The sequence below is a fragment of the Sphingobacteriaceae bacterium GW460-11-11-14-LB5 genome (genome assembly GCA_002151545.1).
In the GTDB taxonomy this organism is placed as follows: Bacteria; Bacteroidota; Bacteroidia; order Sphingobacteriales; family Sphingobacteriaceae; genus Pedobacter.
In genome coordinates this window covers 2,101,521-2,127,674 of record CP021237.1, presented here as the reverse complement: position 1 = coordinate 2,127,674, position 26,154 = coordinate 2,101,521, and the positions used below count along the sequence as shown (strand labels likewise).

Here is a 26,154-nt window from a genome sequence, read left to right as displayed (position 1 = left end):
TTTTTTAAGCGTTATTGTTTCAGTTTCGTCATTGCGAGGCACGAAGCAATCCTAATGCACTCGCAGATAGCGATAGTTGTAAGATTGCTTCGTCGTACCTCCTCGCAATGACGATTTAATAATTTATTCTATCGGTTTAAAGAATACCCAAACCTCATCGGGTTTTGTACCTTCAATTCCTTCCTGGTATTTTTTCATGATCGCGTTCCATTCGTCTACTTTCGGGTTATTCTCCGTAGTTTTTGGATTCAGATCATCTAATTTTTTTCCTTTTGGGATGCTGATGATCAACATTAATTGCCGATCGTTTTTAAAAATAGCCAAACGTTGAAATTCTGCATTACAGAATCCTTTTGAAATCTCCGGCCATTTTTCGAACTGCGTTTTGTGATAAGCCAGGTATTCCTTCTGCATTTTTTCATCCTTAACCAGATTGGCCGATAAAATCATGTTATCCCATTCTGCAACGGCTTTGTCGCCGCAGTTATTTTCCCGGTTGAAATCGTAAAACAAGTTATCATACAACTTGATTTCAGTAGCATCCAGACGTTTTAAGGTTTGCTTTAAGCTCTCCACCTTTAAACTGGAAGTATAAATAACCAATCGGTTGCTCCATTTATAAATTGAACTTGCCAGCAGGTTATTTTCATTTGCAAAAGTTTTTAAAGTGTTGTTACCCGGCAGCTTATCTGCTTTGAAAACCAGTTCGAATACAACTGAATGATCAACAGCCTGATTGATTTGTCTTTTGAGATTACCCGATTTTTCCCTTAATAGATATTGAAAGGCTTTCTCTAAACCAGCATTTTGTTTAATATTAGCGGCAACTTGAGGTCCATTGCTTTCCCATAAATTAGCTGGTCCGTTGGCATTTTGAAGGTACTTTTCGGTTGGGGTCCAGTTGTTTTTGATGGTGATACCAGCCGAACCTTCATCGGTATAAAGATAAAACCAATGGTCTGGCAAATGCGAATATGGTGCTTTGTAAATACTATCGACAACATTTTCGGTAATAAACGACCCAGGTTGGGCAGATAAGGTATAAATGCCGGCAACATCGTACATATGTTTTCCATAATGATGGATTTTATTGCCACTAATGGTGTTTTGCTCCATCACATTTGGTGTTTTCGTCCATCCCCAGCCTACGCTGATGCCTGAATAAGAAACATCACTGATTTCGTTGTGTAGAATTTTTATCCCACGAACATAACCTGCACCTATGCCCACAGCGCCCCAATCTTCATTGGTTACATCTGTAATTAAGTTATTTTTGATGGTATTATCGGCTGAAATTTCCCTTTTGTCTGATGGATTATATGGTAGATGCACTTCAACAGCTTCATCAGAAAAAGTTCCGATTAAAATGCCAGATCCGCCAATGTCTTTGAATAAATTGCCTTTGATTTCATTATCTGAAGTTCCTTTTTTATAATCCAGACCTGTAGAGGCGAGATGTACAAAACGGCAAGATTCAAAAGAAGTATGGTTTGCATAATTTACTTCAACTGCCGATGCTGGCCGGCCTACCCAGGCCTGGTTTTCAAGTGTCGGTTTATCCGGTGTTCCTGCTTTATCGAGTTTATAGGCATCGAGCATGTACATGCCGGCCTGGTGTGGCACATGACCTTGTTTAGACGGCCTCAACCAGGTACAATGCTCAAAAGAAATTCCTTTAAAATTTACATAAGCAACAGGATTATCGATTGTTCCTTCAATTTTTAATAGGTTTTCTAAAGCCGGGGCGATAACTTCGACATTTTTCATGTTTTCTGTCGCCTTTGGCCAATAATATAGCTTGTGGTTTTGCAGGTCTTCGTACCATTCGCCAGGTTCATTTAAAAACTGGAGTGCATTGCTCAGATAAAAGGCAGAATTTCCGGTTTTCTCTGAGATCCATGGCGCTGGCCAGGGATGTTCTGATTGAATCCTGCTTTCTGGCTGCATGAAAGCAAGCTCGGCTGTTTGACCAATCACCTTAACTGATTTAACACGGAGATTCGCAATCGCCCACCATTGATGGATCAACATTTCCATGCCTTTAACATTAGTCAGGCTGATGTTTTTTTGTAACGGGATGATACAGGTTTGTTTTTCGCTATTCCACGATAAAATCCTGCCCATTTCTTCACCATTATAGTTTTTTGCCCGTATGGCTTTGTGACCATTTACCCAAAGCTGCCTGAATTGCAGATCGCTGCCATCAAAATTTGGAATATCGGTAACCCAAACTTTACCGACAGCTTCTTTCGGCAGACCAGGAAGGTTTTTATTAAGTTTTTGCCAGCCCTTTAGCTGAATGCCACCACTCAAAACTACCTTTTCATTAGCTGCTACTATAACTTCAGTAGGACTATCTTTTGTGCCGGAATCTTCCGGGCGGATGACTACAGGTTCATGCAATTGATAAGAACCTCTGCACATAATAATCCGGATGCCGCCTTTAATGGAAGCATCATTTAAACGACGCAATTCCCTTGCTTTCCTGATGGCAGAATGAAGTGTGGCCAGGGGCTTTTCTTTAGAGCCCACATTAGTATCAGCACCGTTTACAGCGACATAGATATCCACTGCGCCAGCATTGAAGTAAAATAACGACAAAAGAGTTACCAGAATCAAAAATGGATTAAATGGTTTGGTTTGCGGAGACACAAACCTAGGGATCTGGTATTTTATGATATCTATGCTTTGCACATGTTTCGTTATCGCCATTTTCATAATTCCCCTAATAAGATTGCTTTCCCGAACTGTCGGGACTTGCTGTGCCTCGCAATGACGACGCATGGTTTTGAAAAACTGATTTTAAATAACTTGTATTGGCGCTGAAGTTATATTTTACATTTGTAGGTTGTGTGGCATCGCGGCTTCTCTCCACCACAAGCCAACCTTTCCAGCCCATATCATCAAGTATTTCTTTTACCTTATTGAGATCAATTTTTGGATCATTTTGCAACCAAACACCGTCTTCATTAGTTGCATGGATTTGAATAATGTTTTTCTTACCTAAAATCCTCAACTCTTCATGCAAATCTCTCCCATTCTTGATGGCGTTTGAGAAATTGAAATAACTTTTAACATGTTTGCAATCAACATCGCTTAATAATTGTAATTCGCCTTTTGCATCTAAGGCCGATTCAATTCCAATGGTAACTCCGGCTTTGGCTGCCATTTTTCCGGCCACTTTTAACCTTTCAATAATGGGCTCACGTAATTCAGGGTTTTTAACCAAATCGCCCTGAATGCCTAAAGGCAGAAATACCACTTTAATATTCATCGCTTTTGCGGTATCTAAACAATCTTGGATCATTTTCTGATAAGTCGGTCGTTTGGCGAAAGATTGTGCATAAAATCCCGTCATGGCTAATGAGCAAATCTCGAGATTTAATTCCTTTGCTTTATCTAAATATTCCTGACGAACTTTTGGGTCGGCAAGTTTATTATCGAAAGTTTCTCTATCGCCCAGTCCGCCCATATCAATCTCCAGTCCATCGGCGCCGATTTCTTTGGCGAGCGGCAAAGCACTGATTTTCTGTCGTTTCAGGATCATTAAATCAATTACCGCAACCTTATACCTGTTTTTCTTTTCCGCTGCAAAAAGCAACTGATCGGGAAGCATTAAAATGCCCGTTAACAAGGCCATGTTACCAATAAAAGATCTTCTGTTTTGATGTTGCATATCTAATTATTTGCCCGTACTTAAAGGGAAAAGTTTTTCCAGGTTTTCGAAGCGCATTACTGCATTTTTGGGTAGTTTTTCACCTTTATCACCAAAAACATATAAGGCATTTTCTTTTTCGATGCTTACTTTAGTTTCATCGTATTTTCCGGTTTTATCTTTAACAGCAGTATCATTCAGCTTAAAATTTTTGATTAGGAAATCGTACAAGGCAATGCGTTTATTGATGCCGAAATCGTGCTTTTCCTCAGGAAGGTGAACGTTTTCCACTTTATCTTTCACGCCATAATAACTGTACATTTTCTGCAGGTAAGGAAAATCGTGTTCAGGTGTATGCGCGGTCCAATCGCTGCCATCAGATACCAGTAACTGCGGACGAGGCGCAGCCATTGCAGCTAATTCTACATTATCGGTTCCACCACCACACTGATGGATGGGCATTCCGCTTTCGCATGGGCAGCCGCCATAAAAGTAAGATGACATGGCAACTACCGGCGCACTTAATTTAATCCGGTCATCCATCGCTGTCATTAAAATAGAATGACTTCCGGCACCTGAACCACCACTGATCCCGATTCTGTTGGTATCTGTTTCTTTTAAAGACGAGAAATAATCTAAAATCCTGATACCCCCTAAAGTCTGAATGGTTTGTGCTAAGCTCTTGCGGTGGTCTTCGTATTTAAACTGGAGCATCGATTCGCCCCAGGCAAATAAATCGTAACTAAAGGCCATGGCGCCCATCCTGGCAATCATGGCACATCGGATCTGGCAATCGGGTCTGAAACGTTGTTTTTCCCAATGTCCATCCGGAGATAAAATTACCGGGATTTTGCCTTTTACATTTGAAGGTTTGTACAGTGAACCATTAACCCACACACCAGGTAAAATTTCCAGTGCAATATTCTCTACCGAATAACCATCGAAAATTCTTTTTGCCGTAATAATGGGTTTTGAATTGGGTTTTGCAGGCAGTGGTGATAACAGTAAAGCTTTGTAGAGTTCGGGTTTAATTTCTGCCTTACGCTTTTCCCAACTGATCTGATCGTGATATTTTGTTGCCAAACCATCTAAATATGCCCAGCCATCCTGAACTTCCCAACGATAATATTCGTATTCTTTTAGTTTGTAAACACCGGGTTTTTCTTTGTTTACTTTCATATCCAAAGGTGTAAGCACATTGGCAAGGGTTTGATCAATATCTGCACGGAAACGCCATTCGGCATAGTTTACCCATTTGTCTTTTACCTGTGGCTCTGAATATTTAATCTGCACCTTAAACCGCGTTTGAATTTCTTTTAAAACATCAACTAATGGCTTTTTGTAAAGATTATCGGTGTTTTGGGTTTGGGCGAAGAGGTTTGTAAAAGCGAATAAAAGGAAGACCAAGATAAAAAACTTAACTTTTTCTGTCGGTTTTATAATCACTTTCCTATTAATAGCAATATTCAATGAATCAGAAACCATATATGAACGGTCGTCACCCTGAACTGGTTTCAGGGTCTTAATTGTAAAGCCGTCTAGCATGAAAGATGCTGAAATAAATTCAGCATGACGAATGCAAAAATAACTGTGGATAAAAGATTTAGCTTCGTTGAGCACTTTGTGGTGCTCCACTACAGTCGAAATGATGGTTCTGCTAATTGACGATTTACTTAATCTCATGGTTCCTCACTTTTAGTTTCTGTAATCACCGGAGCGGTATAACCTTTCATTTTTGGCCAAACGCCATTTACAATCTTTTTCAATTTCAACTTTGAAGGATCGACAACCACATGTTTGATTTTCTCTCTCCTCCAGGTGTAGATGAAATGTAACATACCATCGGCAGTTTGAATCACTGCAGGATAAGAATATTGACTGATGGGGGAATCTTCTAAAATCAATGCTGCAAACCATTCTTTTCCATCTTTTGAGATGGATACATTTAATGGTGTACGAGGTCCTTTGGCGAGCTCGCCCGGAGGCAAAACATGGTTGTAGACCAGTACATGCCGACCGTCTTTCATCGTTACGGCATCCGTTCCTGAATTATTATTTGGTAAAGAGGTTTTGGTTAATGCCGACCAGGTTTCGCCGTTATCTTCAGACCAGGATTCTACAATGGCACGGTTGGCGGTTCTGGCCAAAATCTGCAATTTTCCATTTCCATGTTGCAGGATACTTGGCTGGATGGCTTTGATTCCATTTTCGGGTAGTGGGCCAACTGTTCTCCACGTTTTACCATTATCTTTGGTCACTTCGAAGTGAATCTTCCAGCCGTCACCTTCTTTACTCGATGGCGCAAACAGATTCCCATTGCTTAACAAAACAGGTTTATTTTTTACAGGGCCGATATAACCATCAGGTAATTTAGTGGCATCAGACCAGCTTATCCCACCATCTTTTGAAGTTCTCATCATTCCCCACCACTCAGATGGTTTTGGTCCGATTTTGTAAAACAGTAATAAGTCACTGCCAGGAACCTGATATAAAACCGGATTCCATGTAGGTAATCTCTTACCATCAGGCTGGATACCATTAGCAACTGAAACTGGTGCTAACCATTTACCATCTACGAATCGGCTGATATAGATTTCCACATCCGGATTCCGCTCTTTTGTTCCGCCAAAAAATGAAGCTACTAAACCCGTTGGCGTTTCGGCTATGGTAGCAGAATGACACGATGGGAATGGTGCTTTATCATACAGAAACTCTTGTTTGATTACGCCTTTTTGCCATTTTTCGACCTGGGCCTGAGCAGTAATTGCTACCGCGAAAACAAGTCCTATTGTGAAGTATATTTTTCTTTTTAACATCATATTTCTCTTAATCGTGCTCCTATTTCCACCACGCCATTCCCAGCTCGACTGGGAATCCTAATGCTTTCGCTATACTTTTATTTTGCTTTAAGATTCCCGCCTGCGCGGAAATGACGGCAGTGCTAAGGAACTATTTATTGTTTTGCCTTAGCCGCCTTTTCTTCTTTTATCTTTTTTGTATAAGCACTGTAAAGCGCTCTCCAACTGCGGCCATTGTTATTCAGCATTTGTTCTGATTTCGTTTTGTAAATTTCAAAAATGGCCGAAATCTGTTTCATGTTTTTATAATCGACAGCTTGTTCTCTGGCTTGTTTCAAAAAAGCTAAAATCTTTGCTTCTTCATCTGCCGTTAAATCAGGAACAATAGCTTTATAACCTTTCATCGTGAAATCGACCTTTCCGATGGTATATTTATCTAAAATGGTCTCCACTTGTTCTGGGGTTAAGTTTTTTCTTAATCCATCCATAAGCGACTGATGAACCGTTGATGGCATGGCAGAATCGGCAATGATCTGTTTGTCTAAATCACTTAATTTATTGCCTGTAACCGGGTTTATCCCATCAGGAACTGTTGATGAGGGATGATCGTTGTGCCAATCTCTGATGGTAGTTAAATGAACGGCAATGGTAGTTTCCACAGCGTTTTTTTTCGCTGCATCGGCTAGGTTTAATGAGGCAACCCATTCTTTGGCCTTTGTCAGGATTTCTTCTGGTACAACAATATCTTTGGTTTGACCGAATGCATTTACTGAAGTGATCAGTAAGGTTATCAGCATAAATGGTTTAAAAAACTTTCTCATAATTGTATTTTAATTATTGTTTCGGTTCGTGAAGACACAAACCGAGGCTTATATACATTAATCCTTTCTCGCCATGGTTCGTGTCTCCACGGACCATGATTTTATTTCCGCTCCACTACAAAAGCATAATCGCCAGAGCCAAGCTCATAAACTGCCCTGTTATTATCCATTTTTACAAATTTTAAATCCTTTATAGACTTATTTTTTTCTGAAACTTCATTTTTATTATTTGCAGGAATGTAAACCAACGCCGTTGTATTTGCTGGGATGGTAATGTTCCAGTTAAATTGATTAGCCGTTTTGCTATAACTGCTTTTGATTTGTCCGTAAACCGAATGGTAACTGGCATTAACTGCGTTTAAACCACTAATCATTTCTGGTTTCATGATGATCTTTTTAAAAGCAGCGCTTTCTGATTTTATACCGGCCAGGTTTTCATAATACCAGATGAGCAAATCACCGAGCATCATCACATGGTTCTGTGAGTTCATTTTCGGATCGGCCGTGTTGCCATTCCACAATTCCCAAATGGTTGTGGCGCCATTATCAACCATATAACCCCAGCTCGGATAAGTTTTCTGTGTGGCCACCGTATAAGCTAAATCTGGTCGCCCGTAGTCGTTTAAGCAACGCATTAACCATTGGATACCTACCAAACCATTACTTAAATGGCCTTTATTGGTTACTTCAACTGTGTAGGTGATATTCTTAAATACCTGATCTACTTTATTCTGCGGAACCATTCCAAAATAAAGCGGAATAATATTGTCGGTTAATGCATTTGAGGCATAATGACCTTTGTCGTTATAGTATTTCTGGTTGAAAGCTTCCTTTATTTTATTCCCCAGAAGCTCATACGCTTTCACATCCTCTTCATTACCAATTGCTTTACCAAACTGAATCATCAACTGCGTGAAATGGTAATAATAAGCGGTCGAAATCAGTTCAGAAGGATATTTTTTATCGGCACTCTTGCCTCTGCCAAATTCGATAGTAATGGGTGGCATACACCAATCGCCATAACTGTCTTTAGTCAGGATGTAATCTTTCATGTAACGATCCAGCATGTAAGCCAGCCATTTTTTCATTGCCGGATAGTTATCACGTACAGCTGAAACATCACCCGTTTGTTTATATAACATTTCGGTAACCAAAAGCATCGCTCCAGGCCAGGTCATGTTGTCGCTATAGTAACGCCAGAAAGCTGGAGCAACGTCCGGAATGGCGCCATCCTCTTTCTGCGAATTCCTGATGTCCTGCAACCATTTGGCATAAAACCGACCATTATCAAAAAGAAAACTTTCTCCATAAGCTACGGCACCGCGATCGCCTAACCATGGCATGCGTTCGTTACGCTGAGGACAATCGAGCGGGATACCTTTATAATTGCCGGCAATTCCCCACCAGGCATTTTTGAAGAGCTGATTGGTAAGCGCATCTGAAGTTTCGAATGTTCCGACGGTTTTAATATTATCGTAAATCATTTTCCCAACAAAATCATTCACTAATGGCTGGTAAGTATATCCCGAAAGCTCTACGTATCTAAATCCCCGGTAAGCAAAAGTAGGCTCCCAGGTTTCTGGCGCTCCTCCTTTTAAAGTATATAAATCCGTGCATTTAGCATTGCGAAGATTAGCCGTAAAGAGTTCTCCATTATCTTGTAACGACTCAGCAAAACGCATTTTGATTTGCTTTCCTTTTAAACCTTTTACCTTGATCTGCAACCAACCTACCATGTTTTGCCCCATATCTAAAATGTACCGGTCGCCAGAAATTTTAGTGATGGAGACAGGTTTAAGCGTATTCATCACTTTCATGTTTTCATTCATCTGGGCTTCAATCACGCCACCTGGTTCCTGAACAAATGCTGCTTTTGTCCATTTACGATCATCAAAGCCAACCTTATTCCAACCCGTTGCTTCTTTCGTCGCATCATATTCTTCTCCATCATATTCGTTATTGGTTCTGATTGGTCCATCGGTTGTGCCTTTCCAGCTATCATCTGTATCTATGTTAGCGGTTGTTCCATCCGTATAAACGATGTTGATGTTCATCAGCATTTTTGGAAAACCAAAAGTTTTAATTTTATAAGGTTTCTCGTTCTGGCGCATGGCAAAGAAACGGCCATTGCCCAGAATTGTGCCTACCGCATTTTTTCCATTCTGAATGTAACTGGTTACATCGTAAGTGTTGTATTTAACATTTTTGGTGTAATCTGTAGGCGATGGAGACAATACATCTTCGCCAACCTTCTTTCCATTGATAAAAAGCTCGTATAAACCTAAACCAATGATCGATGCGGTTGCTGATTTTACCGTTTTTAAACTCTGAAATTCCTTCCTGAAATACCTTGCTGATAAACGAGAATCGGTTTTGATGTTGTCCCATGGGAAAGGGTTATCGAAACCTATCCAGCCTTTCGGCCAATCTTTGTAATACAACAAACCCATTGAAAAATAGCTGTCAGATGACCACTCGCTTTGACCAACGCTTGTCCAAACCTTTACTTTCCAATACGCTTTCATGCGACTGGCTAATCTTTTTCCGTCGTAAGCTACATGAATAGATTCAGCAGAATTTACTTTCCCCGAATCCCACAAATCTCCCTCATTGGCTTTTAACTTTTCTGCTGATGAAGCAACCAAAACCTGATAAGCCGTTTGCATTACATTTCTTTCTTTTGAAATCATGTGCCAGGCCAAACGAGGTTTTAAAACATCAATTCCTAATGGATTTTCACGCATCTCGCAGGTGGTATTTTGCAACGAAACTTGCGCCATCACTTTTGAAAAGGATAGAAACCAAATGCCAATGATAGCTATATAGATTTTAATGTTCATTTACGCTTGATTACACAGATTTATTAATTGCACTGATTCAGTTATTATTTATTTGCTCCCGCTGATTTCAAAGATTAACGCAGACCAATAATTCTGTCCGCGTAAATCCGCGTTATCTGCGGGCTATTCTATTTTCTTTAAAGATTAATTCGTCTTTGCGAAGCTGGACTTGCGCGAACTGAAGCAATCTTTTTTATTAAACTATTAACATTCTTTTAATCTCCCTAATGAGATTGCTTCGTCGTGTCTCCTTGCAATGATGACGCGTCTGTAGAAAAATCAAAATACAAGGTCATATCCAATGCCCTGCCCGGATCTTTATCAAAATCGTAATAAATATTCTTCATTCCCATAGGTCCTGTTGTTTCTGGTTTTTGCGTTTTGGTGCCAATTGCCGAAATACCATTCATAAAAGAAATATCACCATTCGGGAATGTCGGACTCATGTTATCGTATTCAGTATCTTTCGATTTCTTAGGGGTAAATAACCTCAAGAAAATATCTTCTTTATCCGTTACCACTTTAAACGATTGTTGTTTTCCGATAAATTCACACCAATACATGTTCGAATAATACCCCTTAAATTCAGGATATTGCCAAGGTGCTTCGCCTGTTGCAGCATTGTTGTAATCCTTTTTCCAGATGCCAAATTGGGTGCCTTTCATTCTGTTTTTCCAAACCCGGTACGGCCCGTTTCCTTTATATTCAACTGATTTGATCTCGGTTTCAGGATAAGAAAAGTTTAATCCCACGAAAGTGGTAAAGTAAGCTGATGGGAAGTATTTCACTTCCATTTTTAGCCAACCTGATGGATAAATGGTCCATTGCAAGGTGTTGTAACTTTCTTTCTTATCAAATGTGGAAGAAATAACTAAATTATCTCCATCCATTTTAGTTGTGAATTTTTTGAAATTATTAACCCCCTCCTGCAAAACCGGACCATTTGAAAATGGAATCAGCCCTTTGGCATTTTTCGCCTGCTGCAATAAACCTGTTGTTTTATCGAAAGTCAGCTCAATACCGTTTGCAGAAACCTGATAAACTTTTGCATCTTCTTTTAAATTCACTTTCGAAGAACCTGTTTTTACCACCATTTTCGCTGCATCATCTTTAGGAAGTACAACCGGGAAACTCCAGGTAAATAATTCCTTGCCGTCTGGTCCGTTAGCCGTTAAATAAAGGGCATCGAAATTTCTCCAATCCGTTGGAAGATTGATTTGTAGTTTCCCTTTTTCGAAAGGTTTGATATCCGGTGCATCAGCTTTACCAGATTTGAATGCTGCATCATCGCCAGCCTTTAACTTCTTTAATTTCCATTCGAAAGTGCATTGATTAAGGTTGGTAAATGCATAACGGTTTTCTAATATAAACGAACCATCAAAACCAGCTGTCATTTCTCTTTTCTCAACAAAAACAGGGCTCCATACTTCTTTAATGGTAAAAAAACTGCCTTCTTTTTCGTGGTATGGACCCACAATCCCGTCAGGGCCATGGTTTCCATCGGTATCTAGTTCTCCGTTTTTATCGGTGCGCACCACAGCCTGATCGGCAAAATCCCAAAGGAAACCACCGGCAGAAAGCGGATTGTTCCACATGGCATTCCAGTAATCTTCAATGCCTGCACCATGACCGCCATCCCACATGCCGTGAAGAAATTCAGTTGGCATTAAGATGTTATGTCCGTGATCATAATTGCCTATTCCATAATTAAATTCGCGGTAATGTGTGGTTTCAAATCCTCCAAAAACTTCCCAGGGATGAATTAACGGTCTTTTTTGCAGATCTTCTTCAGCGAACAGATAGTCGAGTTCGCGGTTATGCCCGCCCTCATTTCCATTGTCCCAAAATATAATCGATGGATGATTTTCATCATTCAACATCATTTCTTTCATCAATTTGGTTCCGGTTGGCGTATTGTAAGTACCATGCCAGCCTGCTAATTCATCTATTACAAATAAGCCCAGTGAATCGCAAACATCCAGGAAATGTCCATCTGGTGGGTAATGCGACATGCGAACAGCATTCATGTTCATTTCTTTCATTAACAAGACATCTGCAATGCTGATTTTTTTACTCGTTGTTCTGCCTGATGAGGGATAAAATGAATGACGGTTTACACCTTTGAATTTCATTTTCACGCCATTTACATATACACCATCGCGTTCTTTTACTTCAATGGTTCTAAAGCCAATCTTTTTCGAAACCTGATGGATCGCTTTACCATTTTTGATCAAAGTAAAGTTTGCGGTGTACAAGTTTGGAAACTCTGAAGACCATAATGCCGGATTGGAAAACTGATGGTTCAACTGTACATTTTTTCCCTTTTCTAATGGAGTTGTAAATCTATCACCGAACTTCTTCCCGTCTTTTCCAAAAAGTGTTACTTCAACTTTGTCAGCATCTCCCGAAAAACTCAATTGAGTTTTTAAATGCCCGTCAGCTTTTGCGTCAATCTGGATTCGATTGATATGTATTTGTGGTAATGATTCAAGATAAACCGGTCTGAAAATACCCCCAAAAATCCAGAAATCTGCTTTTCGTTCGGCTTCATTAACCGATTGATTGGCAGAATGTTTAGACACCTTTACCTCTAGTAAATTATCGCTACCGAGTTTAATCAGCTTAGTGATATCGTACCTGAAAACATAAAACGATCCCTGATGTATTTCTCCGGCAAGTTTTCCGTTGATTTTAACCTCAGTATCGGTCATCGAACCTTCGAAAACAATATTAATTTTTTGGTTTTTCCAGGCCGCAGGAACTTTAAAAATGTATTTATAAAGCCCTTGTTCCTTCCCTTTATTTTCTTCTTTATTGAAACCGTAATTATATTTTCCAAAACCTTGCAGTTCCCAATTGGATGGAACGGGAATAGTTGTCCACTTGCCAGAATTTGCACCTGCTGTACAGAAGAAATCCCAATTAATGGTATTATCGTTTCCAGTTCCTGATAGATATAATTTCTCTGTTTGTTGTGCTTTTACAGCGCCAAACATCATCATCAAACAAAGGAAAAGTATTAATCTGGTTCTCATTAATTGGTTTTAAATTGATTGGTTAAAGGATTATCGGTTCTGAAAGGTAAGGCCGGTAAACCGTTACTATAAAAATTTCCTGAGGGATTTTCTGTCCAGTTGTAACGTACTGCCACGGGGCTTGCAATCTCTTTTGCCGAAACAACAACTTTTCCATTTTTAACAATAGCTTCTGCATTAATGAATTTACCATCTTTTCCGGCAATTGTAAATCCGGTTAATGGAATAGCTGAAGTTGCTTTCAAATAATCGAAATCCAACAAAGCTTTGCCATTTGAAAAGTTTATACTTTTGTAAATGGGCCCAGAAAAATCTATTTTTAGATGGTAGGTTTTACCTAAAGCAAAAAGCGCCAATCGCCTGCCTACCTCCCATTTATAGGTTGGGTGCAAATCTCCGCCGTTATCGTTTAGATCTGAAGTAGAAATCATTCCGGTATTTGGCAAGCGTAAAACCTGCTGCTGAGCTTCCCAAAAGTTAGGTTCTGTGTCAGCCGTTAATACCACTTTATCACTTTTTTGCTTACTGTAATCGTAGGGTGCAATTTGCACGTAATAAAATGGCAATTGCTCGCCCCAGACTTTACGCCAAAGATTTACCAAAGTTTTTAATTTGTAAGCGTAACTGATATTTTCATTCAAAAAACAGTTGGTTTCGCCCTGATACCAAAGGAAACCTCGGATTTTGAATTTCGCAAGTGGCTCAATCATCGGCGTATAAAATTTTCCGGGATCATTACTCACTTTTTGGCTTTTAAAATATGTTTCCTGAGCAAAAGCTTCCGGAGAAATCCATGGCTCTATGGCGCTCCCCGAAACCGATGAAGAAATTATGCCAACAGGAATACCCAATTTCTCCTGCACTTCTTTAGCGAAGAAATAGCCCACGGCCGAGAAAGCCCGTAATGCTGAATCTTGTGCCATTGCCCAGCTTTTATGAATCGAATCTGGTTTATTCAATTGCTTGCGGTTGACCAGAAAAATCCTGATTTCCGCGTTTTTAGCTTTTTCTACAGCATCAGATGGAAAACCCAATTTCTCATTCTTAGGCTTAGGAATTTTAGCCAGCTTACGCATTTGATATTCCATGTTCGATTGCCCTGAACACAGCCAAACTTCGCCGACCACAATATTGGTTAATTCAATTTTGTTTGTACCTAAAATGATCATCGTTTGTGCTTTCGCCGAAGTTTTGAGCGGAGATAAAACAACAAACCAATTCCCGTTTTTATCGGTAATCGTTTCTTTTTTCTGACCTGCAAAGGTCACTTCTACTTTTTCACCCGGCGCAGCAAAGCCCCAGATATTAATGGCTTTATCACGTTGCAGAACCATATTACTCGATAAGATTTGCGGCAGGAGGATTTTTGCGTTGGCAGAGGGGCAGAAAAGAGAAAATAATATAGTTATTGCCGTCATTGCGAGGAGGAACGACGAGGCAACCTTTCCAGCCTTTTGAAAAGATTGCTTCGCTTCGATGAAAAATCGAAAGCTCGCAATGACGATATATCTTAAAAATTCAACCATCCTAAAATCCCTCCGTTTTTAAATATTTAATTGAATATACAGCCTCGTTTTTCTCAGATTCTCCTGCATTTTTCAAATCGTAAGCTTGATCAGCCGGGGTATCTACATCTGGAAAACGGCGAACATCTCCTGTACGGAAAACAATTCGCGAAACACCGGTTACCGGCTGAAAAGCCAGACTCGTTAAAACCTCTTTTCCATTTACGGTAATGGTGTAAAACCGGGTATGTGCATCGAGTTTCAATTTGATATCATAGCTTTTTCCAGCCTCATATTTCATGAAGTTTTTATAACGGGCACCAGCCTTTGCACTTAATACACCAGCAGTATCAAAAGTCAGGCGAACTGTAGCCATTCCTTTAGCATCTTGCAATTCGATTTCGAGTAAACCGAAATTATTTTGCTTTGGTGTAACCGAAAACAAGGTCATGATTTTTTTAGATGCCGGGAATATCCGTTCTGCTTTTGCATAGTCAAAGGGGTCTTTATCCTTTAAAACCAAAGTTCCATCTTCAACTTTAACTGGCGCCCAAAGCGGACTGTAAATATTCCACATTTCGAGTGCTTTTCCTTTAGGTAGCTTTTCAAAATCATCATTTACGTGCTGCGTAGCTTGATCATTCACGGGCACAGGAACTGAAGAAACCCAGATATCTTCCTTGTTCATACTGTAGGTTACCCATAATTTACCATCAGCAGGTTTCCCGTTACCTTCTTCGATACCGCGTACATATTGCGGACCATAAGATTTGTAATTACCGCCATAACGCATGGGTGTGATCTCGCCATTTACCAATAAAAGATTCGTATAATCTAAACCATTTTTACTGGTCGAAATGGCTAAAGGCCACCGGTATTCTGATGGATTATAAACCGTTGCATAATTTCCGTCTGAAGTTTTTTGCCCCCAGATTTTGGCATTACTGTTCACAAAGCCTGGAGCACGCGATGCATTTTCCGGCCAGCTTTTGCCATTATCATTGCTAATTGCTGTTAAGGCATTTTTCCATAAACCCACCACTCTTCCGTCGGGTAGATGATAGTAACTGAATGCTTTATATTGTTTTTGCAAAGTGATTAAAGGATCGTTCCGATCTGCTTCCTCATTCCATTGCTGTGTCATTAACTTATTTGCCAATAACTCATTACAAGCTTCAACAAAAGCTTTACTTTTACTCTTAGTGTATAATGGATACTTCGTATTTTTCTCTGAATATCCGGGATTGTAATGAATGAAATAAATCGGACCGTATTTTCCATCGGCTTGAATTTCTCTTACGGCCCTGCCAATTCCATGACCATCGTTGGGATCGTCTTTAGCATCGAAACTGATGGCGTAAAAACCCAAAACCAAAAACACATTTTTAGTGGAAACATAAAAGCCCATGCGCTGATGCATCACGGCATCTAAATCTTTTGCCACATCCGTTCTTCCCTCCTTTGTTGTTCCATCCGGGATTCGGTAAATTGGAAATACGACATCAGGTTTGGTCCAGGTGTAGCCATCTTTTGATGATTGCACTAATGTTTGTCCTGGCGGAATGCTCTCGCCAACTTTATCACTTAAATATTCGATGTAAAATTTGTTGTTCCAATAAGCCAGCATTGGCGCGTGGTTGTAGGTCCAGCCGAAGTTTTCAGCCAGTTCCGGATGTTCTCTGTTTGCACGGAAAGTTTGAATGCTGTGCACACCCATTACCGGCGAAAGTTGGCCATGGTGATAATCTGCATTAACCAAAGTTTTACCCGTGTAACGTACGGTATCCTGTGCCTGCGAAGTTAATAGCGCAAGTGTAAATGGCAGGGTTAAACAAAGTATTTTAAATGTATTCATGTTATGTTTTTTACCACAAAGGCACTAAGAATTAAAGTCTTTTATTCGCTAAGTCGTCATTGCGAGTTTCCGATCCTTTATCGGAACGAAACAATCTTTTTTGCTCAATAGATTGCTTCACGCGCTCGCTCGTTCCCTTGCTTCAGTTCGCCATGACGGCTCGTTTATTACTTCAATAAATTCTCAATCACTTTCCTTTTTACTTTTATAATCGTTCCATGTTTGTGTCCTTCGGGAATCGAAACCTCCGATGTCACATCCTTAAAAGTTTTAAAATCGGCCGTTTTATAAGCCGAGTAAATTTTCTGCCCGTAAGCATCAAAATAAATCAGCCAATCCTTCCCAACTTTGACTACCGTTGGTCCTTCGGTTAATTTCGGACTAAAAGTTTCTGAAACGTTTTCGTAAGGTCCTAAAGCATCTTTTGCAAAAGCCACTTTTAAATTTCTGTTCGGGCGTGTATTATCTTTCAAAACCAACACATAATCTTTGCTAGCGCGTTTTAGAATAACCGCATCAATAACACTAAAACCAGGATCAAGAAATAATTTCGGTTTCGAGAAGCTTATAAAATCTTTTGTGGTAATGCTGTACATCCGGTGATTGTTTTCTTCCTCTTCTATTCCTTTAGCAAAGCGGAATGGTATGGTTGAAGCCCAGATGATTACATATTCTCCTTTTTCATTATCATAAAAAATTTCAGGTGCCCAAACATTTACCGTCTTGGGTTCGCTTTCCATTACTGGAAGGAACTTCTGCTCGCTCCAGTTGATCAGATCTTTTGAACTGGCATAACCAAAACCTTTATCACCTTTCCAGCTACAGGTCCAAACCAAATGAAAAGTACCGTCTGGCCCTTGTACGATGGAGGGATCGCGTAAAACTTTTTGCGTTCCAACTTCAGGTTTTAAAAATGTTTTATTTAAATCTGTCCAATGGTAAGCATCGTAGCTGTATAAAAGCCTTAATCCTTCGTTTGCCGGCTCATGAAAAGACGTAAACAGGTAAGCTTGTTTTGTACAGGATGTTAATCCACAAAACAGCCAGCCCATTATAGCTAAGCGAAAAAATGATATGGACTTTGTTTTAAACACTCTTTTCTTTAGTTATTTTTATTCTTTATTGATCTTGCTTTGGCCTAACGCCATACGCCTTCCGCTACACGCTTCTCCTATATCTTCTCCAACATCAAAACCCAATCATTACCATTTGCAGGTTCGCCTGGTGGGTTAAATTCTTTTATTCCTTTATTTTCAAATTCTCCTATTGCGGTAGTTTTTCCTGTTCTTGGGTCAAACCACGATGCCTTTACATCATCGCCATCGGTTTTACCTAACTGAACGCTGAAATTTTTTCCGGTATAAGTATAAAGCAGTGCAAATTCTTCACCTCTTGTGGCGATAACCCGCTCGTATTTTTCGCCGTTCTTTCCAGCTATTAAAGTCTGATCAGGTACACGGTCGAAATAGGAATGCGAAAGCATTAAATCTTTCAGGTATTGCATTTGTTTTGCTCCGGGAGCATTTATTGCCGTTATCCATTGATCTTTTGGACCATAAGCAGGTTTTAGATCTGTTTTTTTGTACATCTGCATCACCGAATTATGGCCATAGGTGTAACCGAAAGCACCTGCAAAAACCGACCAGTAACCATATCTTCTTACATCGCTATCTGTCCAGCGTGGCTGGCTGGTATCGTGCAAACCTTGTGGAATGTCTTCGTATGAAGGTTCGCCATCAATAGTCGGTTTGGTTGGTTTCAGTTTATAATCGGCTTCAATGTATTTCCAGTTATCTTCTCCATAATGTAATTTCTCGTTTTTAGATGTATCCTGATCGTAACGGCGATGACCTGACTGTACCATGTCGAAATCGCACCATTTAGCTTGCTGGAACCATTGCGAAGAAGCCGTACGCCCCCTTGGATGGAAAGTAATTAAATGATTCGGGTCATTCGCCCTTAGCGTTTCACCAATGGTATTCCAAACTTCTTTTTTGTCGCTACCTTTAATATCACCACCATTGAGCCAGATAATATTCCATTTTTCTTTATAACGTTTAGCCAAAAATTCGGAATAAACCTTTGCCTGATCTTTTTTAACTTTTCCATTTTTAACATTGGTACCCCAAACCGGAACCAGGGCCATGTAAAGCCCTTTTTCAGCTGCTTTATCAACGATATAATCTACATGATCCCAATAATCATAAGCCAAAGAATCTTTCGGGTTATTGCCTGGTGTAAGCATCGGTTTTGAAACGTCTGCATGCACAAGCGATGAATCCAAATAGATATTTCTCGATGGCACATCGTGCAATAGCATCACCTGGATTACATTGAATCCCTTTTGTTTACGGTCTTCCAGGTAAGTATTTGCCTCTTCTCTTGTCAATCTGCCAAATAACAACCAGCCTGTATCGCCGAGCCAAAAGAATGGTTTGCCATCGCCAGTGGTTAAATATCTTCCATTTTCAGAAATCAGAAGGCTTTTATCCCCAAAATGAGGTTTCTTCTTGCAAGCCAAAGCGAGGCAAGAAACCATAACAAGCAGAAATATTTTAGATTTAATGTTCATGTTAAATTTTATTGATGATGAGTACCTCGTCGCCTGAAGCTACTTTATTCAACTTTACAATGGCGCCAGCATTAATTTTTTCTTCTTTAAGCATTTTACCGGTTCGGGTGTTCAGCACTTTTACATTGAATTTTCCTGTGATCTTACTTAAATCAAGATTAATCGCATCTGCTGAAGCATTGTATAAAATGTAAGCTTTGCCTGCATTTTCCAGTCCGTATTGTTTAGCTGATTTACCTGCCGGAAGAAATGCTTTCATTGAAGAAGCGGCATTTAGAACCGACTGATCTATTTCATTGATATTTGATAGTGAACCGCCTGCCATTAAAATCGCCCATCCGAAGCTATCAAAGCTATCGCCCGAATAAATCACAGCCTTTTCAGGGAATTTGTTTTTATATTCGGAAACGGCATGGTAAACTTCTTCGAAAGATGTTTTCTTAGGTTTTAACAAACGTGCATGCTGACGGGGGGCTAAACTTAAGCCACCTTGTGGTGCATAAGCTGTTCCATCGGCCTGGTAATGCCAGTACCTGATATCGATTAAATCGACAACATTGGCACGATTAGGATCAGCTAAAATGGCATCCTGAACATCTTTGGTTACACTTAAACCGATGATGGGATGTTTGCCTGTTTCTTTTTCCCACTCTTTTATGGTGTCGATCCAGAATTGTACAAAATGTAAGGGACCGGTAAACTCTGCACCAATTAACTGAATAACACCTGTATTTCCATTGAAATTCTCCAGGCATTTTCTGATGTAAGCCTTATGGATTGCCTTACGGTGCTCGTTTGTGATATCGTAAAACTGCTCGGCCATAAAAATACGTTTATCACCGGCATATGGAACTGGTTCGGGGAAACCTGTATTGTTGATGTTGTTTGCCGTACGCCAGGGAAAATCAGCATAATGTGCACCAGCTTCGATAATATTGTGCTGAAAATAATTTTCATGGATTAAAACCAGGCCTTTCTGGTCGGCCAGATTGGCAAATTGTTTTAACCTATCCCAATACCAAAGATTATACTTCGTGATGTCGTATTTGCTTAAACCATCCCAGGCTTTATCCTGTCCGCTTCGGGCAAATGGCAATTCGTAAAATGGTGCCCAAACTTCGCCATCCATACGGCGGATACGTTCGTGATCATCTCTTCTTCTGTCGTACCAAAGGCCATAATTGTGATCGAGTACTTTTACCGAACCGCTTTTCATGGCATCCGTAATCGAATCCAAATCGTCTGTTAAGCCATTTCCTGAACGTCCGGGTACAAAACGCGTAATATGAAATTTTGTGTTTTTTAAACCGTAAGGACGCGCACTTCCATTCCACCAGGGCACATCCTGGCGATTCCCCACCACAAGTTCATTGCCGCGAACCAACCAACCTTTTTTGATGGTCATGGCGCTGGCAAGTGTTGGTTGAATAACTTTATCCAAGCCGATTTTATCGATACTTTTTTCTGAACCAGCATCCGTTGGAATTTTATTTCTTTCAGATGCAGCATCAATATATTCTGAAACGGTTAATGCAGGTTTATAGGCCAGCTTGGTTAGTTTTAGCGCTACATCAACAGGTGGGCTACTTGATGCTTCGGTTTCTACCGGAAGAACGAAATTCCTTTTATCGGCTTCATTACCTAATCTATCTTTTAACTGCGCGTAATATAAACTTCTCGGTTGAATTTGTTCGTTAGACATATCCCAATAACCATTCCCGGCAAATTGCGACCAGGTTCCAAAAGCCCAGTTTTGAGCTGTCGGGGGTTGAAAATTATCAACCCTGGCTGCACTACACTGCCAGAATACACTGTTTGCAGCGCTCCACCCTGCCCCCTGGCCATCTTGTCCGCGGTTTAAATAACTTAAGGCCTGTCCATCAATATTTACGATATCGAACAACACACCTGATGCCCAGCTATCAATTGCACCACTAAAACTAAAAGGCAAATACGACTGGCATTGCACAAAAGCATTTGGTCCGGGTGCACAAAAGCCTACCGCAAAATCATGGTAGCCATATTCTGAATATAACCTTTGGAAAAGGGTCTGTGATCCTGTGGTTAAAAATGTAAACCGGCGTTCACCACCAATTTCAGAAATTGGGGCCAATGATTTACAATCTTCAACAGTAATCCTTTTTGAAGTCTCCAAAACATTTACAGCAGAACCTGCAAAATGTTCAAAAACAACCTGACGAACCCAGGCATCCTGCACATTCTCTAAACAAATGGCTGTCCAGCGGTGGTACTCGTCTTTAGTATTTTCTTTATGGTAATCGGATTCGATTTTTAAATTTTCAACACCCGATTGCGCAATTCTGCCCGCCCATTTGTATTTTGAAAGGGTTGCACCACCAAACCTGGAATCTAAGGCTGTTGTAATTGGCGCATCGAAAGTGATTGTATTGCCGTTTATGGCAGTGATTTTTCTATCCCAATGAATATCCCTTGTTCCTGGTTTCCAGCCTAAAGCACTTTCACCACCGCCAAACTCGACAGTTTTAAGGGTTTCGATCCATTCTTTGGTTGATGGGCGATGAATGAGGATCTGATCGCCAATTTTTAATCCATTTGTATTCGCTAAGGTAATTTTATTTGCATTTACAGGCACATAAGTATCAGTAAGGGCTATCGCTTGTTCCTCCACCTTATTCTTTTGACCCAAAATTCTGATCACACCAATACGATCTAAGCCTGTAGCGAAAATTTTTGTGCCGTTTTCGCCCATTCCACTTCCACGAAGAACTACGCCGGAAGCTGATAACCGTAATGTTCCAGCGACTTCGTAAGTCCCTTTTTCCAGTAAAACCGCACCACGTAAACCATCTTTTCCGATCGGTAATTTAGCCACGTAATTAATGGCTGATTGAATCCTTAGGGTGGCATCGCCTTTTGAAACAGGAACCACAACTTTTATTGTGGCATTAGGAATGGCTATTTCACCAGCCATGTAACCTGCATATGAAAAATCGGGAATGCGGTTTCCTTCTGCATCGGGCGTATACGCCATTTTGCCATCTTTTCCTTTAAAAATTGGCTTTGGTGGCTCAACAGGTTTTGTCTTTTGTGCGAAAGAAAAGTTAGCCGCCAAAAGCGCCATTACCAAAAACGGTAAGGTTTTTAGTTGTAAAACTTTTAATATGTGGTTAGTTTTTGGCATTAATGTTTTTTATTTGTCATGCTGAGGCACGAAGCATCTGCAACCTATGGTCTACTGTCCTTGCCTATTCTCCTCCAGCCTTGGCAGTAGTTTTATTAACGTTTTGTTTTCACAGCATGCATATTCTTCACTACATTCAGAGTCACAATGCTATTTGATTAGGTTTTTATCTTTCAATTATCTCTTCATTCAAAAATCTCCACTTTGGATTAAAAAATTCAATCAACTCATTTTTCTTTTTCCTAGTCCAGCCCTTAATTTCTTTTTCTCTTTCAATTGTCTGCTCAACGAACTGATATCTTTCAAAAAAAATTAAATAGTGGCAATTGTACTTAAAAGTAAAAGCAAATTTATTTTCTCTATTCTCTACGTGTTGTTTAAGTCTAACCTCTAAGTCATTTGTTACGCCTGTGTACAAAACAGTTCTGTTCTTGTTTGTTAAGATGTAGACAAAGTAATTATGGTCCATATTATATTTAAAAGCTACGTTTCATCGCTTGCAGATTCTTCACTGCGTTCAGAATGACAGCATATACAAGAATTTTCTACGGTCTCACTTTATTAATATCAACCAAACTATTCAAGTACACTTCGATATTGGCATCACCTGATTTCGATAGCTTTGTAGCATCCTTGGCATCTTTAGGATTAAGTCCGTTTTTGATTTCCCAGGCATCTGGAATACCATCATGATCACTATCCAGATAGGGTTTTCCTTTATATTCAGGGTAACCGCCAACTTGTGCGATATCTGAAATAATGCCTTGTTTATAAGAATCGGCAGGTAAACGACGTTTTACATAACTTTGTTTAGCAGGAAGTTTTCCGTCTTCTACATGCTCAATCTTACCGGTGGTAACCTGTTTGATGATACGTTGATCTACCGCATCGCGAACCGGTAAAGATGCACCTGCATTAGCCAGCACATAATCGTAAGCTTTTTTGGTGTCGATGATTGAAATTTTGGCCATAGGTAATGGTTTATCTACTTTCATCGAATCCAGTAGTTTTTGTTTATCTCTTTTGCTTTCAGGCTGAACGCCGCCATCCCAGTTGTTTTTGGTTACTTTTTCATTTCCTTCAATAATATTTCCGGTTACATAAGCGCGGCCAAATTCATTCGAAAACTTTTTATCCCTACCCGATTCTGGCTTCAAGATACGATAAGAAATCGGTTCTCCTGCAGGCGTAATGGGTCCTGGTTTGTAATAATTATTAATGAAACTGTATAAAGAAGCATTATCGCCACCATCGGCACTTCTGTTCCACCAGTTAAAAATCACGTTATTGGCAAAACCAAAATCGCCGTACATACCTACGGATGGGTTGCGACTGATATTTGAGGCCCAAAGATTACGCATGAAAGTTGAATTTAAACCTCCAATGGTACTTCCGAAAGCATGGTTATAGGTATCTAAGGCTTCAGAAAAAATTGAATTTTGAATGGTAACGTTTACTGTAGGTAATTTCTCTGGCTTAGAACCGTCTTCTTTATCATAAACATGACGATAAATAGACATGTTTTCGTCCAATCCCCAGCTCGCCGAAACATGGTCGATGATGATATTACCAACGGGATTACCACCAATGGCATCATCTCTTCGTGTTACATCTGTCTGGCCACGGCGGAAACGCATATAACGGATCACCACATCATGTGTATTAATCCATACCGATTCGCCAGCCACACACACACCATCGCCTGGTGCACTTTGACCGGCAATGGTAATATAAGGTGCCCGAATAATCAGTGGTGTTTTTAATCTGATGATGCCCGAAACGTTGAAAACAATAATTCTCGCTCCGCCTTGTTCGCAGGCTTCACGCAGTGTTCCCTTGCCTGAATCTTCCAGACTGGTGACCACATAAACTTTTCCTCCTCTGCCTCCGAACGAGTATGCGCCACCACCTTCAGCACCAGGAAAGGCTACGGTTTTCGCTTGTGGCAAATCGCCTGGTTTAGCCGCCCATGGAATATAAGGTTTACCATGTTTTGCCTCTTCATCAACAATATGTTTAACTTTTAAAAACTGAAGTTCTGATTTTTCTTCGATACTTTTCAAAAGTGAATCGGCTTTCTTTTCCATTGCTTCAGGGATAACCGGATATTGCGAAAAAGCTACATTTCCTATACCGCATAAAGCAATTATGCTAAAAATTGAATTCCAGGTACGCATATTAATTAGGTTTTACAATTGAAACAGGAACAACACTATTTAAATATACTTCGATGTTTGAATAACCGCTTTTGGTAATTTTCGCAGCATCAGATGCATCCTTAGGATTCAAGCCGTTTTTAAGTTCATACGCGTCTGGCATACCATCATCGTCTGAATCTTTGTAAGGCGTTCCTTTGTATTCCGGATAACCTCCAACTTGTGAAACCTCTGTAATGATACCTTGTTTATAAGAATCGCCTGGTAACCTGCGGTGTTCGAACTGGAAAGCAGATGGTTTAGCGTTCGGATAAACTTCAATTTTTCCGGTAGCCACTTGTTTCACGACACGTGTATCAACCGGATCTCTTTTTGGTAAGGTTGCGCCGGCATTTGCCAATACATATTCTTTAGCCTGTAAAGTTGGTATGATACTGATTTTAGGCATTGGGAACGGATCTTTGGCTTTCATTGCAGGAAAGTATTTACCAGCTGTTTCCAAAGACATTAAATTTCCTTTTTTATCTTCCATCTGTACGCCTCCATCCCAGTTATTTTTGGTTACCCGCTCATTACCATCAATAATATTTCCGGCAACATAGGCACGGCCGAACACCACGTAAGGTAATTTACTACGGCCTGATTCTGGTTTCAAAATCCGGTAACTGATCGGATCTTTTAATTCGGTAACCGGTCCTGGTTTATAATAGTTGTTGATGATGTTATATTGTGCCGTATAATCGCCACCATCGGTAGAGCGGTTATTCCAGTTGAACACCACGTTATTGGCGAAGTTAAATATACCATTCCAGCCGATTGATGGGTTACGGGCGCCGTTATCAGCCCAAAGGTTACGTACAAAAGCACAATTTTCGCCACCTAAAGTACTGCCAAAAGCATGGTTCCAGTAATCTAAGGCTTCCGAGAAAATAGAGTTTTGTATGGTGATATTAACTGTTCCCAGTTTTTCTTCGGTTTTACCTGTGCTATCATTGTACATGTGGCGGTACATCGACATATTTTCATCCAAACCCCAACTTGCCGAAACGTGATCAATCATGATGTTTCCAACCGGATTTCCACCAATGGCATCATCGCGACGGCCCACAAAAGTTTCACCTCTTCTAAAACGCATGAAGCGAACAATAACATCGTGGGTATTTAACCAAACCGATTCGCCAGCTACACACACACCGTCACCCGGTGCGGTTTGACCAGCAATGGTAATGTATGGGGCACGGATGATCAATGGCGTTTTCAGTCTGATGATACCGGCAACATTGAAAACAACAATTCTTGCTCCACCTTGTTCGCAGGCATCACGCAAAGAGCCCGGACCCCTATCGTTTAAATTTTTAACGACAATTACCCTACCGCCATGACCACCAAAGCTGTATGCACCTCCACCTTCAGCACCTGGAAATGCCAGGAGTTTAGACTGAGGGAGGTCAGTTGGCCGGCCAGCCCATGGAATATACGGCTTACCTTCAGCAGCTTCTTTGGCCATAATAGGCTTGGCTTTTTCCCAGGCTATATCCGACTGGTGATAAGCTTCTTTCATCATCGAATCAGAAGATTTTTTGATGTCGGCCGGAATATTCGGGTATTGGGCAAATGTATAATTTGCGGAGAAAATTAATGCCGTTGTACACAACAGATTTAAAAAGTTCTTTTTCATTTGTGTTTGCTCGTTGGGAAGAGAAAGAAGTTACGGAATATTTTTGATCAGCAGAAAAAATCTAATCTATAATATT

15 protein-coding genes are annotated in these 26,154 nt (G+C 40.2%); all 15 read right to left on the bottom strand.

The window, feature by feature from the left end; translation table 11 throughout:
* Nucleotides 1-123: 123 nt before the first annotated feature.
* The 15 genes from CA265_08505 to CA265_08435 all read right to left on the bottom strand — a co-directional run bounded on the left by CA265_08505 (nt 124) and on the right by CA265_08435 (nt 26,078).
* Entirely contained in the window at nt 124-2,712 is a 2,589-nt protein-coding gene (locus tag CA265_08505; protein ID ARS42933.1) for a hypothetical protein, read from the bottom strand.
* Nucleotides 2,713-2,725: 13 nt separating this feature from the next.
* Nucleotides 2,726-3,676 (bottom strand): endonuclease, encoded by a 951-nt coding sequence (locus CA265_08500; GenBank protein ID ARS39686.1) that lies wholly within the window; start codon nt 3,674-3,676, stop codon nt 2,726-2,728.
* 6 nt (nt 3,677-3,682) lie between these two features.
* On the bottom strand, nt 3,683-5,065 hold the full coding sequence (locus CA265_08495) for an acetylxylan esterase (protein ARS42932.1): 1,383 nt from the start codon (nt 5,063-5,065) through the stop codon (nt 3,683-3,685).
* A gap of 269 nt (nt 5,066-5,334) precedes the next feature.
* Entirely contained in the window at nt 5,335-6,471 is a 1,137-nt protein-coding gene (locus tag CA265_08490; GenBank protein ID ARS39685.1) for a sialidase, read from the bottom strand.
* A 137-nt stretch (nt 6,472-6,608) separates the two neighbouring features.
* Nucleotides 6,609-7,274 (bottom strand): hypothetical protein, encoded by a 666-nt coding sequence (locus tag CA265_08485; protein ARS39684.1) that lies wholly within the window; start codon nt 7,272-7,274, stop codon nt 6,609-6,611.
* A 101-nt stretch (nt 7,275-7,375) separates the two neighbouring features.
* Nucleotides 7,376-10,096: an alpha-rhamnosidase gene (locus tag CA265_08480; GenBank protein ARS42931.1), complete on the bottom strand. Its 2,721-nt coding sequence runs from the start codon at nt 10,094-10,096 to the stop codon at nt 7,376-7,378.
* A 242-nt stretch (nt 10,097-10,338) separates the two neighbouring features.
* Nucleotides 10,339-13,149 (bottom strand): glycoside hydrolase family 2, encoded by a 2,811-nt coding sequence (locus CA265_08475; GenBank protein ID ARS39683.1) that lies wholly within the window; start codon nt 13,147-13,149, stop codon nt 10,339-10,341.
* Nucleotides 13,149-14,483, bottom strand: coding sequence for a sialate O-acetylesterase (locus CA265_08470; protein ARS42930.1), 1,335 nt, complete (start codon nt 14,481-14,483; stop codon nt 13,149-13,151). Before CA265_08470 ends, CA265_08475 begins: the two co-directional genes overlap by 1 nt.
* 193 nt (nt 14,484-14,676) lie before the next feature.
* The gene (locus CA265_08465) at nt 14,677-16,509 is read right to left on the bottom strand and encodes a six-hairpin glycosidase (protein ARS39682.1); all 1,833 of its coding nucleotides are present in this window, start codon (nt 16,507-16,509) and stop codon (nt 14,677-14,679) included.
* 167 nt (nt 16,510-16,676) lie between these two features.
* The gene (locus CA265_08460; protein ID ARS39681.1) at nt 16,677-17,561 is read right to left on the bottom strand and encodes an arabinosidase; all 885 of its coding nucleotides are present in this window, start codon (nt 17,559-17,561) and stop codon (nt 16,677-16,679) included.
* 119 nt (nt 17,562-17,680) lie between these two features.
* Entirely contained in the window at nt 17,681-19,081 is a 1,401-nt protein-coding gene (locus CA265_08455) for a glycoside hydrolase (GenBank protein ID ARS39680.1), read from the bottom strand.
* Between the two features lies 1 nt (nt 19,082).
* Nucleotides 19,083-22,244, bottom strand: a complete 3,162-nt coding sequence (locus tag CA265_08450) for a pectate lyase (protein ID ARS39679.1) — start codon at nt 22,242-22,244, stop codon at nt 19,083-19,085.
* A 166-nt stretch (nt 22,245-22,410) separates the two neighbouring features.
* On the bottom strand, nt 22,411-22,713 hold the full coding sequence (locus CA265_08445) for a hypothetical protein (protein ARS39678.1): 303 nt from the start codon (nt 22,711-22,713) through the stop codon (nt 22,411-22,413).
* A gap of 76 nt (nt 22,714-22,789) precedes the next feature.
* On the bottom strand, nt 22,790-24,421 hold the full coding sequence (locus tag CA265_08440; GenBank protein ID ARS39677.1) for a polysaccharide lyase: 1,632 nt from the start codon (nt 24,419-24,421) through the stop codon (nt 22,790-22,792).
* 1 nt (nt 24,422) lies between these two features.
* The gene (locus tag CA265_08435; protein ARS39676.1) at nt 24,423-26,078 is read right to left on the bottom strand and encodes a polysaccharide lyase; all 1,656 of its coding nucleotides are present in this window, start codon (nt 26,076-26,078) and stop codon (nt 24,423-24,425) included.
* Nucleotides 26,079-26,154: the final 76 nt, after the last annotated feature.

Coding starts and splice junctions, on each gene's coding strand:
- CA265_08505 (ARS42933.1), bottom strand. CDS start 2,712: ATGGCGATAACGAAACATGTGCAAAGCATAGATATCATAAAATACCAG.
- CA265_08500 (ARS39686.1), bottom strand. CDS start 3,676: ATGCAACATCAAAACAGAAGATCTTTTATTGGTAACATGGCCTTGTTA.
- CA265_08490 (ARS39685.1), bottom strand. CDS start 6,471: ATGTTAAAAAGAAAAATATACTTCACAATAGGACTTGTTTTCGCGGTA.
- CA265_08485 (ARS39684.1), bottom strand. CDS start 7,274: ATGAGAAAGTTTTTTAAACCATTTATGCTGATAACCTTACTGATCACT.
- CA265_08475 (ARS39683.1), bottom strand. CDS start 13,149: ATGAGAACCAGATTAATACTTTTCCTTTGTTTGATGATGATGTTTGGC.
- CA265_08470 (ARS42930.1), bottom strand. CDS start 14,483: ATGGTTCTGCAACGTGATAAAGCCATTAATATCTGGGGCTTTGCTGCG.
- CA265_08465 (ARS39682.1), bottom strand. CDS start 16,509: ATGAATACATTTAAAATACTTTGTTTAACCCTGCCATTTACACTTGCG.
- CA265_08460 (ARS39681.1), bottom strand. CDS start 17,561: ATGGGCTGGCTGTTTTGTGGATTAACATCCTGTACAAAACAAGCTTAC.
- CA265_08455 (ARS39680.1), bottom strand. CDS start 19,081: ATGAACATTAAATCTAAAATATTTCTGCTTGTTATGGTTTCTTGCCTC.
- CA265_08450 (ARS39679.1), bottom strand. CDS start 22,244: ATGCCAAAAACTAACCACATATTAAAAGTTTTACAACTAAAAACCTTA.
- CA265_08445 (ARS39678.1), bottom strand. CDS start 22,713: ATGGACCATAATTACTTTGTCTACATCTTAACAAACAAGAACAGAACT.
- CA265_08440 (ARS39677.1), bottom strand. CDS start 24,421: ATGCGTACCTGGAATTCAATTTTTAGCATAATTGCTTTATGCGGTATA.
- CA265_08435 (ARS39676.1), bottom strand. CDS start 26,078: ATGAAAAAGAACTTTTTAAATCTGTTGTGTACAACGGCATTAATTTTC.